General features: G+C 62.2%; 12 protein-coding genes. 9 read left to right on the plus strand and 3 right to left on the minus strand.

What is annotated here, in order from left to right; genetic code table 11:
- The first annotated feature begins 208 nt into the window (after window positions 1-208).
- The 3 genes from aat to infA all read left to right on the plus strand — a co-directional run bounded on the left by aat (window position 209) and on the right by infA (window position 1,973).
- Window positions 209-889 (plus strand): leucyl/phenylalanyl-tRNA--protein transferase, encoded by a 681-nt coding sequence (gene aat / locus ACK56M_RS18885; RefSeq protein ID WP_015270969.1) that lies wholly within the window; start codon window positions 209-211, stop codon window positions 887-889.
- 55 nt (window positions 890-944) lie between these two features.
- Window positions 945-1,652 carry an arginyltransferase gene (locus ACK56M_RS18890; protein ID WP_013973288.1) on the plus strand — a complete coding sequence of 236 codons (708 nt, stop codon included), beginning with the start codon at window positions 945-947 and terminating at the stop codon, window positions 1,650-1,652.
- Window positions 1,653-1,754: 102 nt separating this feature from the next.
- Entirely contained in the window at window positions 1,755-1,973 is a 219-nt protein-coding gene (gene infA / locus ACK56M_RS18895) for a translation initiation factor IF-1 (RefSeq protein ID WP_002553999.1), read from the plus strand.
- 171 nt (window positions 1,974-2,144) lie between these two features.
- Here infA and clpA read toward each other — a convergent pair whose 3' ends face one another.
- Both clpA and clpS read right to left on the minus strand, forming a co-directional pair.
- Entirely contained in the window at window positions 2,145-4,415 is a 2,271-nt protein-coding gene (clpA, locus tag ACK56M_RS18900) for an ATP-dependent Clp protease ATP-binding subunit ClpA (protein WP_013973289.1), read from the minus strand.
- A 30-nt stretch (window positions 4,416-4,445) separates the two neighbouring features.
- Window positions 4,446-4,808: an ATP-dependent Clp protease adapter ClpS gene (gene clpS, locus ACK56M_RS18905; RefSeq protein ID WP_013973290.1), complete on the minus strand. Its 363-nt coding sequence runs from the start codon at window positions 4,806-4,808 to the stop codon at window positions 4,446-4,448.
- A gap of 229 nt (window positions 4,809-5,037) precedes the next feature.
- Between clpS and cspD the strand changes: the two genes are divergently transcribed.
- Window positions 5,038-5,298, plus strand: a complete 261-nt coding sequence (gene cspD / locus ACK56M_RS18910) for a cold shock domain-containing protein CspD (protein WP_013973291.1) — start codon at window positions 5,038-5,040, stop codon at window positions 5,296-5,298.
- 74 nt (window positions 5,299-5,372) lie between these two features.
- Here cspD and icd read toward each other — a convergent pair whose 3' ends face one another.
- Window positions 5,373-6,629: an NADP-dependent isocitrate dehydrogenase gene (icd, locus tag ACK56M_RS18915; RefSeq protein ID WP_013973292.1), complete on the minus strand. Its 1,257-nt coding sequence runs from the start codon at window positions 6,627-6,629 to the stop codon at window positions 5,373-5,375.
- Between the two features lie 427 nt (window positions 6,630-7,056).
- Here icd and ACK56M_RS18920 point away from each other — a divergent pair, with 427 nt between their 5' ends.
- The 5 genes from ACK56M_RS18920 to purB all read left to right on the plus strand — a co-directional run bounded on the left by ACK56M_RS18920 (window position 7,057) and on the right by purB (window position 13,293).
- Window positions 7,057-9,282: an NADP-dependent isocitrate dehydrogenase gene (locus tag ACK56M_RS18920; RefSeq protein ID WP_013973293.1), complete on the plus strand. Its 2,226-nt coding sequence runs from the start codon at window positions 7,057-7,059 to the stop codon at window positions 9,280-9,282.
- 202 nt (window positions 9,283-9,484) lie between these two features.
- Window positions 9,485-9,877, plus strand: coding sequence for an NUDIX hydrolase (locus tag ACK56M_RS18925; protein ID WP_411958923.1), 393 nt, complete (start codon window positions 9,485-9,487; stop codon window positions 9,875-9,877).
- A 60-nt stretch (window positions 9,878-9,937) separates the two neighbouring features.
- Window positions 9,938-11,062, plus strand: coding sequence for a tRNA 2-thiouridine(34) synthase MnmA (mnmA, locus tag ACK56M_RS18930; RefSeq protein WP_015270972.1), 1,125 nt, complete (start codon window positions 9,938-9,940; stop codon window positions 11,060-11,062).
- Window positions 11,059-11,685, plus strand: a complete 627-nt coding sequence (gene hflD, locus ACK56M_RS18935) for a high frequency lysogenization protein HflD (protein ID WP_015270973.1) — start codon at window positions 11,059-11,061, stop codon at window positions 11,683-11,685. The genes mnmA and hflD overlap by 4 nt, the downstream gene beginning before the upstream one ends.
- Window positions 11,686-11,922: 237 nt before the next feature.
- Window positions 11,923-13,293 (plus strand): adenylosuccinate lyase, encoded by a 1,371-nt coding sequence (gene purB / locus ACK56M_RS18940; protein WP_015270974.1) that lies wholly within the window; start codon window positions 11,923-11,925, stop codon window positions 13,291-13,293.
- Window positions 13,294-13,305 lie beyond the last annotated feature (12 nt).

Raw genomic sequence — 13,305 nt, forward strand, 5'->3', positions numbered from 1 at the left:
GGTTTCATGAATGTGTAGGAAATTGCCTATTTTCATCACCTGTGCCGGCCTCTTCGCGGGCTTGCCCGCCCCCACAGGTACCCCGCAGGCTTCAGAGCCTGCACATGGCCTGTGGGAGCGGGCGCGCCCGCGAAGAAGCCAAAGAGATTGACCCTGCTTTTCACCCGCGCCATGCTGCCCTCTCCCCTCCCCCACCGCACGATAGACCATGCTCACCTGGCTGACCCGCGACTCGCTGACCTTCCCGCCTCTGGAAAAGGCCCTGCATGATCCCAACGGCCTGCTCGCTGCCGGCGGCGACCTGAGCCCCGAGCGTCTGGTGCAGGCCTACCGCCATGGCTGCTTCCCGTGGTATCAGGACGGCCAGCCGATCCTCTGGTGGTCACCCGACCCGCGCACGGTGCTGCTCCCGGACCAGCTGCACGTGTCGCGCTCGCTGGCCAAGCTGATGCGCCAGGGCCGTTACCAGGTCAGCTTCGACACAGACTTCCCCGCGGTGATCGCCGCCTGCGCCGCGCCACGTGACTACGCCGACGGCACCTGGATCACCGACACCATGCGTGCCGCCTACTGCGAGCTGCACCGACGCGGCATCGCCCATTCGGTGGAGGTGCGCCAGGACGGCGAGCTGGTCGGTGGTCTGTATGGCTTGGCCATGGGCCAGCTGTTCTTCGGTGAATCGATGTTCAGCCGCGCCGACAACGCTTCCAAGGTCGGCTTCGTGACTTTGGTCAACCACCTGCGCCAGGCCGGTTTCGTCCTCATCGACTGCCAGATGCCAACCAACCATTTGCACAGCCTGGGAGCCCACGCCATCAGCCGCGCCGAGTTTGCCGACTACCTGGCACGCCACCTCGACCAGCCCAACAGCGCCACATGGCTTCCCTAGGCGAGTTCCCGTAGCTGGCTTACACTTAAACAAAGTCTCACCGAGGGGGTTGATCATGACAGAGTTGGCGCGGTTGAAGTTCTATGCCACTCAACCCCACTCCTGCAGCTACCTGCCCGACGAACAGGCAACCACGCTGTTCCTCGACCCCAGCCAGCCGATGGACGTGCACGTGTACGCCGATTTGTCGGAAATGGGCTTCCGCCGCAGTGGCGACCACCTGTACCGCCCGCACTGCCAGAACTGCAATGCCTGCGTGCCGGCACGCATCCCGGCGGCGCGCTTCATCCCAAACCGCCAGCAACGGCGCATCCTCAAGCGCAACGCCGACCTGACCGTGACCGCCGCACGCCCGGCGTTCAAGGAAGAGTACTTCGAGCTGTACCGGCGCTATATCGAAACGCGCCATGCCGACGGTGACATGTACCCGCCCAGCCGCGATCAGTTCTCCACCTTCCTGGTGCGCGACCTGCCGTTCTGCTGGTTCTATGAGTTCCGCCTGGAAGGCCGCTTGATGGCGGTGGCGGTGTGCGACCTGCTGCCCAACGGCCTGTCGGCTGTGTACACCTTCTACGAGCCGGACGAAGAGCGCCGGAGCCTGGGCCGCTTTGCCATTCTCTGGCAGATTACCGAAGCCCTGCGCCAGGACCTGGAAGCGGTTTACCTGGGTTACTGGATCAAGAACTGCAAGAAAATGAACTACAAGACACAGTATCGACCTATCGAATTGCTGATAAACCAGCGCTGGGTCACCCTCAACTGAAAGGCATTGGCTTGACACACAGTTTTCGGGCATAATCCACGCCACTTTTTTGCCCGGTGCGGTTATGCGTCGGGCCAACACTGGATCCGAGGGCTCTACTGCATGTCGAAAGAAGACAGCTTCGAAATGGAAGGTACTGTCGTCGACACCCTGCCCAACACCATGTTCCGCGTGGAGTTGGAAAACGGGCACGTCGTAACCGCGCACATCTCCGGAAAGATGCGCAAGAACTACATCCGTATTCTCACTGGCGACAAGGTCCGCGTCGAACTGACGCCCTACGACCTGAGCAAGGGCCGCATCACCTACCGTGCGCGCTAAGCTCTAGCCATGAAAAAGCCCGGCCATGTGCCGGGCTTTTTTGTGCCTGTCAGATTGCAGGGGGCTGCTTTGCAGCCCGCTCGCAGCACAAGGCCGCTCCTACAAGGGGAGCATGCATTCCCTGTAGGAGCAGCCTTGTGCTGCGAATGGGCCGCAAGGCGGCCCCCGCTGTCACGCAACCTCAGCCGTGGTCTCGAAGTCGAACACCAGCTCGCCATCGCGCAGGTCGACGTGCACCACGCCACCATGCTCGGCCAGTTCGCCAAACAGGATCTCCTCGGCCAGCGGCCGCTTGATCTTGTCCTGGATCAACCGCGCCATCGGCCGCGCACCCATCTGCACGTCGTAACCCGAGGCCGCCAGCCAACCGCGCGCATCATCGCTGACCTCCAGCAACACACGCTTGTCTTCCAGCTGCGCCTGCAGTTCGATAAGGAACTTGTCGACGATGCTCTTGATCGTCTCGTGGCTCAGGCGGCCGAACTGGATGATGGTGTCCAGGCGGTTGCGGAACTCCGGCGTGAAGCTCTTGCGGATGACTTCCATGGCATCGGACGCATGGTCCTGATGGGTAAAGCCGATCGAGGCCCGCGCGGCGGTTTCAGCGCCAGCGTTGGTGGTCATGATCAGGATCACGTTGCGGAAGTCGGCCTTGCGCCCGTTGTTGTCGGTCAGGGTGCCGTGGTCCATCACCTGCAGCAGCAGGTTGAAGACTTCCGGGTGGGCCTTCTCGATTTCGTCGAGCAGCAATACGCAGTGCGGTTGCTTGGTGATCGCCTCGGTCAGCAAACCACCCTGATCGAAGCCAACATAGCCAGGAGGCGCACCGATCAGGCGCGACACGGTGTGGCGCTCCATGTACTCGGACATGTCGAAGCGCACCAGCTCAACCCCCAGCGCCTTGGCCAGCTGCCGTGCTGCTTCGGTCTTGCCGACGCCGGTCGGGCCGGCGAACAGGAACGAACCGACAGGCTTGTCCGGCGACTTGAGGCCGGCGCGGGACAGCTTGATAGCGGTGGCCAGCGAATCGATCGCCTGGTCCTGACCAAATACGGTCAACTTCAGGTCACGCTCGAGGTTGCGCAGCAGTTCCTTGTCGGAACTGGTGACGTGCTTCGGCGGAATGCGCGCAATCTTGGCGACGATGTCTTCGACCTGCGGCACGTCGATGCGCTTGACGCGGTTGGCCTCCGGCTGCAGGCGCTGGTAGGCACCGGCTTCGTCGATCACGTCGATGGCCTTGTCCGGCATGTGCCGGTCATTGATGTAGCGCGAGGCCAGTTCAGCGGCGGCGCGCAAGGCTTCGTCGCTGTACTCGATGTTGTGGTGGCTTTCGAAGCGCCCTTTCAAGCCACGCAGGATGCCCACGGTGTCTTCGACCGACGGCTCGCTGACATCAACCTTCTGGAAGCGCCGTGCCAGGGCACGGTCCTTCTCGAAGATGCCACGGAACTCCTGGAAGGTGGTCGAACCGATGCAACGAATTTCACCCGACGACAGCAGTGGCTTGAGCAAGTTGGACGCATCCATCACCCCGCCCGACGCCGCGCCAGCACCAATGATGGTGTGGATTTCATCGATGAACAGGATCGCCTGCGGGCGTTTGCGCAGTTCGCCGAGCAGCGCCTTGAAACGCTTCTCGAAATCGCCACGGTATTTGGTACCAGCCAGCAGTGCGCCGAGATCGAGGGAATACACCACGCTCTGCGCCAGCAGGTCGGGCACCTGGCCATCGACGATGCGCTTGGCCAGGCCTTCGGCGATGGCGGTCTTGCCCACGCCTGCCTCACCCACCAGCAGCGGGTTGTTCTTGCGCCGACGGGCAAGGATTTGCGCCACGCGCTCCACTTCCTGCTCGCGGCCTACCAGCGGGTCGATACGGCCGGCACGGGCCAGCTCGTTCAGGTTGCTGGCATAGGCATCCAGCGGGTTGCTCGAAGAGGCGGTATCGCCGCCCTCTTCGTCCTGCATTTCCTGGTCGCTTTCGGAATGCGAACCATGGCCCGGCACCTTGGAGATGCCATGGGCGATGTAGTTGACCACGTCGATGCGGGCCACGCTCTGCTGCTTGAGCAGGAACACGGCCTGGCTTTCCTGTTCGCTGAAGATCGCAACCAGCACGTTGGCGCCAGTGACTTCACGCTTGCCGGAGCTTTGCACGTGGAACACGGCACGCTGCAGTACACGCTGGAAGCCCAGGGTCGGCTGGGTTTCACGATCTTCGTCGTTTACCGGAATCAGGGGTGTGGTGGAATCGATGAACTCTTGCAGGTCGTGCTTGAGTTTGTCGAGATTGGCGCCACAGGCGCGCAGAACGGTCGCGGCAGCCTCATTGTCAAGGAGTGCCAGCAGCAGATGTTCGACGGTCATGAACTCATGACGCTTCGAACGAGCCTCCTTGAAGGCAAGATTGAGGGTGACTTCGAGCTCGCGGTTTAACATAGCTTCACCTCATACCCAAGTGGTCGGCGATTAACCGTCCTTCTCGATTTCACAGAGTAGCGGATGCTGGCTTTCCCTGGCGTATTGGTTGACCTGCATAGCCTTTGTTTCGGCGATGTCACGGGTAAACAATCCGCACACTGCCCGCCCTTCGGTATGGACGGTCAGCATGATCTTGGTCGCCAGCTCGCGGTTCAGATTGAAGAACGTCTCGAGCACTTCGACGACGAAATCCATCGGCGTGTAGTCATCGTTGAACAAAACCACCTTGTACATAGGTGGCGCCTGCAGGATCGGCTTGGCTTCCTGAACTGCAAGACCTGAGCCGTCGTCCTCATTCGATTGCGGGCGATCCTGATTGAATGTTAGTCGAATCTCACTAGGTGCATGCATGGAAAGAATTTCATCATGAGCGACAGGTTAAGGTTGTGGGTTGACTGCGAAGGGCACGGCCAGCGCAGGCGCCGGGCGACCTTGACTATCGGCAAAACGGTGTTACAACCAATAAGAACCCACCGTGGTCGATAAAGATCCGCGCAGTCAACCAGATTTTTCGCATGGTTCGTATGCGGATGAGTGGATGATACTCCAGTGATGGAGTCCTTTGCAGAGGGACATAGGGATGGCAAGCGGTAAAGTCAAGTGGTTCAACAATGCCAAGGGCTACGGATTCATCAATGAAGAGGGCAAGGATGAAGACTTGTTCGCTCATTACTCAGCCATCCAGATGGACGGATACAAGACGCTCAAGGCCGGCCAGGCCGTGAGTTTCGAGATTATCCAAGGCCCCAAAGGCCTGCACGCAGTCAAGATCTGCAGCGCTTCCACTGCCGCGCCTGCGCCGACCAGCGCACGGCCAGCCGGCAGCACTGCCGACGCCTGATCTGCTGAGCCGCCTGCCGGTATACGAACAAAGCCGGCCGCTTCTTTAATGGAAGCGGCCGGTTTTCCATTGCCCTACATATGCTTGATCATTTCATCGCCAAAGCCTGAACTGCTCACCAGTGTGGCGCCGTCCATCAGGCGCTCGAAGTCATAGGTCACGGTCTTGGCGGCAATCGCGCCGTTGGTACCCTTGATGATCAGGTCTGCCGCCTCGGTCCAGCCCATGTGCCGCAGCATCATCTCCGCCGACAGGATCACCGAACCCGGGTTGACCTTGTCCTGCCCGGCATACTTGGGCGCGGTGCCGTGGGTGGCCTCGAACATGGCCACGGTGTCGGACAGGTTGGCACCCGGCGCAATGCCGATACCACCCACTTCCGCCGCCAGGGCATCGGACAGGTAGTCACCGTTGAGGTTGAGGGTGGCGATCACGTCGTACTCGGCCGGGCGCAGCAGGATCTGCTGCAGCATGGCGTCGGCGATGGCGTCCTTGACGATGACCTCGCGCCCACTCTTGGGGTTCTTGAACTTCATCCACGGGCCACCATCGAGCAACTCGGCCCCGAACTCGTCGCGCGCCACTTCATAACCCCAGTCCTTGAAGGCACCCTCGGTGAACTTCATGATGTTGCCCTTGTGCACCAGGGTCAGCGACTCGCGGTCGTTATCCACCACGTACTGCAGGGCCTTGCGCACCAAGCGCTTGGTGCCCTCGCGCGACACCGGCTTGACGCCAATGCCGCAGTCCTGGTCGAAGCGGATCTTGGTAACGCCCATTTCCTCCTTGAGGAACTTGATCACCTTGTTCGCCTCGGGCGAACCGGCCTTCCACTCGATGCCGGCATAGATGTCCTCGGAGTTCTCACGGAAGATCACCATGTCCACATCGCCTGGCTTCTTCACCGGGCTGGGCACGCCCTGGAACCACAGCACCGGGCGCAGGCACACGTACAAGTCCAGCTGCTGGCGCAAGGCCACGTTGAGCGACCGGATGCCACCGCCCACCGGGGTGGTCAGCGGCCCTTTGATCGACACCACGTAATCACGTACGGCATCGAGGGTTTCCTGGGGGAGCCAGGTGTCCTGGTCGTACACCTGGGTGGCTTTCTCGCCGGCGTACACTTCCATCCAGGCGATCTTGCGTTTGCCGCCGTAGGCCTTCTGCACGGCGGCGTCGACCACCTTGATCATTACCGGCGAGACATCGACGCCAATCCCGTCGCCCTCGATATAAGGAATGATCGGATTGTCAGGAACGTTGAGCGAATGGTCGGCATTGACGGTGATCTTGGTGCCGTCGGTCGGAACCTTGATTTTCTGGTATCCCATGCTTGCACTACTCCGCTGTCGGGTGTGATTGGACATCATGCGATCCACTGAGCCTAAACCACATCTGCCGACCTGCAAGGCATGCGACAACCCGCCACATTGCCGCTTAGTCTTTGGTCTTATAAATGGGCCGATATCACTTGGCCTTGCTGATTAGCCCGAATGGTTTGGTATACTCCGCCGCGACCGAAGGGTCATCGGGGCGATCCCTTGGAAAAATGCGGACCGCCCTTGGCCATGAATGGACACAAAGCCTGGCCATAAAGCCTGGGTTGTTACCGCAGCTCAGCACTTGACGCTCGACTGATGCATCCACCATCACCGCTCGCAGCCTCTCGACTTTCCGCTCATGGCGCTGCCAGGGCGATGCGCCTACCCTGCGCACCACGAGACTCGAGCACGCTCAGCACACAGAGAGTTAACCCGCATGCCCACCCGTTCCAAGATCATCTATACCTTCACCGACGAAGCCCCCGCCCTCGCCACTTACTCGCTGCTGCCAATCATCGAAGCCTTCACCGCTTCGGCTGACATCGCCGTCGAAACCCGCGACATCTCCCTGGCTGGCCGCATCCTCGCCGCCTTCCCGGAGCAACTGGGCGCAGAGAAGCAAGTAGGCGATCACCTGGCGGAACTGGGCCAGCTGGCTACCACCCCTGAAGCCAACATCATCAAGCTGCCGAACATCAGCGCCTCGGTACCGCAGCTGAAAGCCGCGATCAAGGAACTGCAAGGCAAGGGCTTCAACATCCCTGACTACGCCGACGAGCCGGCCACCGCGGAAGAGAAAGAATCCCGCGCCCGCTACGACCGCATCAAAGGTTCCGCCGTGAACCCGGTCCTGCGCGAAGGCAACTCCGACCGCCGCGCGCCGCTGTCGGTCAAGAACTACGCCCGCAAGCACCCACACAAGATGGGCGCCTGGGCTGCCGACTCCAAGTCGCACGTTGCCCACATGACCCAGGGCGACTTCTACGGCAGCGAGAAAGCCGCATTGATCGAAGCTGACGACAGCCTGCGCATCGAGCTGGTCGGCAAAGACGGCAACACCACCGTACTGAAAGAAAAGACTGCGGTAAAAGCTGCCGAAGTCATCGACTGCGCCACCATGAGCCGCAAGGCCCTGAAAGCCTTCATTGCCGAGCAGATCGCCGATGCCAAGGCCTCCGGCGTGCTGCTGTCGGTACACCTGAAAGCCACCATGATGAAGGTCTCCGACCCGATCATGTTCGGCGTCATCGTCGAAGAGTTCTACAACGACGTGCTGGCCAAGCATGCCGCCGCCCTGGCTGAAGTTGGCTTCAACGCCAACAACGGCATCGGCGACCTGTATGCCCGCATCAAGGACCTGCCAGCCGAGAAGCAGGCCGAGATCGAAGCCGACATCCAGGCCCTGTACGCCCAGCGTCCGGCTCTGGCCATGGTCAACTCCGACAAAGGCATCACCAACCTGCACGTGCCGAGCGACGTCATCGTCGACGCCTCGATGCCGGCCATGATCCGTGACTCGGGCAAGATGTGGAACGCCGCCGGCGAACTGCAGGATGCCAAGGCGATCATCCCGGACCGCTGCTACGCCGGCATCTACCAGGCCACCATCGAAGACTGCAAGGCCAACGGCGCCTTCGACCCGACCACCATGGGCAGCGTACCGAACGTCGGCCTGATGGCGCAGAAGGCCGAAGAATACGGTTCCCACGACAAGACCTTCCAGATCAAGGCTGACGGCGTCGTGCGCGTGGTCGACAGCAAAGGCCAGGTCGTTCTCGAGCAGAACGTCGAAGCCGGTGACATCTTCCGCATGTGCCAGGTCAAGGACGCGCCGATCCAGGACTGGGTCAAGCTGGCCGTCAACCGTGCCCGCCTGAGCAACACCCCTGCAGTGTTCTGGCTGGACCCGGCCCGCGCCCACGACGGCGTGATGATCGAGAAGGTGCAGAAGTACCTGAAGGATCACGACACCACCGGCCTGGACATCCGCATCCTGGCACCGGTCGACGCCATCAAGTTCTCCCTGGCCCGCATCCGCGAAGGCAAGGACACCATCTCGGTGACCGGCAACGTGCTGCGCGACTACCTGACCGACCTGTTCCCGATCATGGAACTGGGCACCAGCGCCAAGATGCTGTCGATCGTGCCACTGATGAACGGCGGTGGCCTGTTCGAAACCGGCGCCGGCGGTTCGGCACCGAAGCACGTGCAGCAGCTGGTGGAAGAGAACTTCCTGCGTTGGGACTCGCTGGGTGAATTCCTGGCCCTGGCCGCTTCCCTGGAGCACCTGGGCAACACCTACGACAACCCGCGCGCCAAAGTGCTGGCCAATACCCTGGACCAGGCCACCGGCAAGTTCCTCGACACCAACAAGTCGCCTTCGCGCAAAGTTGGCGGTATCGACAACCGCGGCAGCCACTTCTACCTGACCCTGTACTGGGCCCAGGCCCTGGCTGCGCAGAACGACGACGCTGCCCTGCAGGCACGCTTCGCACCACTGGCCAAGACCCTGACCGAGAACGAGGAGACCATCGTCGCCGAGCTCAACGCCGTCCAGGGCAAGCCGGCCGACATCGGTGGCTACTACGCTCCGGATGCCGAGCTGACCGCCAAGGTGATGCGCCCAAGCCAGACCCTGAACAGCGCCATTGCCGCCCTGTAAGGTTCGCTTGAAGTAACAGCACAAACCCCGGCCACGCACCGGGGTTTGTGCTTTCTGGGAAATGGGGTTGCTCTGCAACCCATCGCCGGCAAGCCAGCTCCCACAGGTATTGTGAATGCCTCAAGCTTGCACTGCACCTGTGGGAGCTGGCTTGCCGGCGATGGGCCGCAAAGCGGCCCCACCAATCTGAAGGGACATACAAATGACCTGGCAACCCCACATCACCGTCGCCACCATCGTCGAACACGAAGGCAAGTTCCTTTTCGTCGAAGAGTTCAAAGCCAACCAGCACGTCTTCAACCAGCCCGCCGGCCACCTCGAACCCAACGAGACCCTGCCCCAGGCTGCCCTGCGCGAAACCCTCGAAGAAACCGCCTGGGAAGTCGAGCTCACCGGCGTGGTCGGCATCTACCTGTACACCGCCCCAAGCAACGGCGTGACCTACCAGCGCATCTGCTTCGCCGCCCGCGCCGTGTGGCTGACCCGCGACGAACTGCTGGCCAACCCCGCCCGCTGGCGCAGCGAACTGGTGCCACGCTGCCTCGACGATTACCTCAAAGGCCCCTTGCACAGCCTCGACCTGCTGCGCGACTGACGCGCCGCCGCAGGTTTGATAGAATTGGCGTTTTTCCCCCTTTGATACACACCGGTACCCATGACCAGCCCAGCACTCAAAGACCCCGCCAAGACCCGCGTCATCGTCGGCATGTCCGGCGGCGTGGACTCTTCCGTCTCCGCCCTTCTGCTCATGGAGCAGGGCTACCAGGTGGAAGGGCTGTTCATGAAGAACTGGGAAGAAGACGACGGCACCGAATACTGCACCGCCCGTGAAGACCTGGCCGACGCCCAGGCCGTGTGCGACCGCATCGGCATCAAGCTGCACACCGCCAACTTCGCCGCCGAATACTGGGACAACGTGTTCGAGCACTTCCTCGAAGAGTACAAGGCCGGCCGCACGCCCAACCCGGACATCCTCTGCAACCGCGAAATCAAGTTCAAGGCGTTCCTCGACTACGCCCTGTCGCTGGGTGCCGACCTGATCGCCACCGGCCACTACGTGCGCCGCCGCGACACCGGTGAACTCACCGAGCTGCTCAAGGGCCTGGACCCGAACAAGGACCAGAGCTACTTCCTGCACGCCGTCGGCGGCAAGGAAATCGCCCGCACCCTGTTCCCGGTTGGCGAGCTGGAAAAGCCCGAAGTACGCGCCATTGCCGAAAAGCACGGCCTGGCCACCGCCAAGAAAAAGGATTCCACCGGCATCTGCTTCATCGGCGAGCGCCGCTTCAGCGACTTCCTCAAGCAATACCTGCCGGCCCAGCCGGGCAACATCGAGACAACCGACGGTGAAGTGATCGGCCTCCACCACGGCCTGATGTACCACACCATCGGCCAGCGCCAGGGCCTGGGCATTGGCGGCCTGAAGGACGCCGGTGACGAGCCGTGGTACGTGCTGCACAAGGACCTGACCCGCAACGTGCTGGTGGTCGGCCAGGGCAATGAACACCCGTGGTTGTTCTCCCGCGCCCTGCTCGCTTCGGAAATTTTCTGGGTCAACCCGGTCGACCTCAGCAGCCCGCGCCAGCTCACCGCCAAGGTGCGATACCGCCAGAGCGACCAGCAGTGCACCCTGGAGCTGACCGAAAGCGGCTACCGCGCAGTGTTCGACGAACCGCAACGCGCCGTTACCCCGGGCCAGTCGGTGGTGTTCTACGACGGCGAAGTGTGCCTGGGCGGCGGCGTGATCGAAGCCGCCGAGCCGTGGAGCCCGCGCGCATGAGCAACCTGCAGGAGCAGCTGATTGCGTTGGGCGGTGTGTTCCAGGCCGCCGTACTGGTCGACCGCATCGCCCGCACCGGCCAGGCCAGCGAGGCCAACATCGGCTGCATGCTGGGCAGCCTGCTGGTCCGTGACCCCAAGGACACCCTGGAGGTGTTCGGCGGGGACGACCTGAACCTGCGCGACGGCTATCGCGCGCTGGTCGGTGCGCTGGAGCGCGACCCCAGCAGCCTGCAGCGCGAGCCACTGCGCTACGCCCTGTCGATGCTGGGCCTTGAACGCCAGTTGAACAAGCGCGGCGACCTGCTCGACACCATCGGCAACCGCCTGCCGCAAATCCAGTCCCAGGCCGAGCATTTTGGCCTGGTTCATGAAAACGTCATCGCTTCCAGCGGAGCCTTGTACCAGGACACCCTGAGCACCTTGCGCCAGCGCATCCAGGTGCATGGCGACATGCGCTTCCTGCAGCAGGCCAGCAATGCCTCGAAAATCCGCGCCCTGTTGCTGGCCGGCATCCGCGCCGCACGCCTGTGGCGCCAGCTGGGCGGGCACCGCTGGCAGCTGGTATTCAGCCGGCGCAAGCTGTTGAACGAACTGTACGACATGATGCGCAGCCCCTCCTGACAGGGGTTTGACAGTTCCGGCCTCATCGCCGGCCAGCCAGCTCCCACAGGATATGCACTGTGCTCAAGACCGGTGCAGTACCTGTGGGAGCTGGCTTGCCGGCGATAGGGCCAGAACAGGCAATGCACAATGCCACAGCTGATTTATGGCCCGACCTTTGGTCAGCCACCCGACTCGGGCGCGAAATTCATGTATGATATGCGCCCTTCCAAAAGCCTGACTGTCCGAGAACACCCCATGCAGCTTTCTTCGCTCACTGCGGTTTCCCCTGTAGACGGCCGTTATGCCGGCAAAACCCAGGCCTTGCGCCCCATTTTCAGCGAATTCGGCCTGATCCGTTTCCGCGCCCTGGTCGAAGTGCGCTGGCTGCAGCGCCTGGCCGCCCACCCGCAGATCGGCGAAGTGCCGGCGTTCTCCGCCGAAGCCAACGCCCTGCTGGACAGCCTGGCCACCGACTTCAAGCTCGAGCACGCCGAACGCGTCAAGGAAATCGAGCGCACCACCAACCACGACGTCAAGGCGATCGAATACCTCCTCAAGGAGCAGGCCGCCAAGCTGCCTGAGCTGGCCAAGGTCAGCGAGTTCATCCACTTCGCCTGCACCAGCGAGGACATCAACAACCTGTCCCACGCCCTGATGCTGCGCGCCGGCCGTGACGAAGTGCTGCTGCCGCTGATGCGCCAGATCGCCGACGCCATCCGCGCCCTGGCTCACGCCCACGCCGACGTGCCCATGCTGTCGCGCACCCACGGCCAGCCGGCTTCGCCGACCACCCTGGGTAAAGAACTGGCCAACGTCGTGTACCGCCTGGAGCGCCAGATCGCCCAGGTTGCCGCCGTGCCGTTGCTGGGCAAGATCAACGGCGCCGTGGGCAACTACAACGCCCACCTGTCGGCCTACTCGCAGATCGACTGGGAGCAGAACGCCCGCGCCTTCATCGAAGACGAGCTGGGCCTGCAGTTCAACCCGTACACCACCCAGATCGAGCCGCACGACTACATCGCCGAGCTGTTCGACGCCATCGCCCGCTTCAACACCATCCTGATCGACTTCGATCGCGATGTGTGGGGCTACATCTCGCTGGGCTACTTCAAGCAGAAGACCGTTGCCGGCGAAATCGGCTCGTCGACCATGCCGCACAAGGTCAACCCGATCGACTTCGAAAACTCCGAAGGCAACCTGGGTATCGCCAACGCGCTGTTCCAGCACCTGGCCAGCAAGCTGCCGATCTCGCGCTGGCAGCGTGACCTGACCGACTCTACCGTGCTGCGCAACCTGGGCGTGGGCTTTGCCCACAGCGTCATCGCCTACGAAGCCAGCCTGAAAGGCATCGGCAAGCTGGAAGTCAACGAAGCCCGCATTGCCGCCGATCTGGACGCCTGCTGGGAAGTGCTGGCCGAGCCGATCCAGACCGTGATGCGCCGCTTCAACATCGAAAACCCCTACGAGAAGCTCAAGGAGCTGACCCGTGGCAAGGGCATCACCCCGGAAGCGCTGCTGACCTTCATCGACAGCCTGGACATGCCAGCCGAAGCCAAGGCCGAGCTCAAGCAGCTGACCCCTGCTACCTACATCGGCAACGCGGCAGCACAGGCCAAACGCATCTAAGCTGACCGTCGC

This window comes from Pseudomonas sp. s4 (assembly GCF_046764235.1).
Taxonomy (GTDB): Bacteria; Pseudomonadota; Gammaproteobacteria; order Pseudomonadales; family Pseudomonadaceae; genus Aquipseudomonas; species Aquipseudomonas asiatica.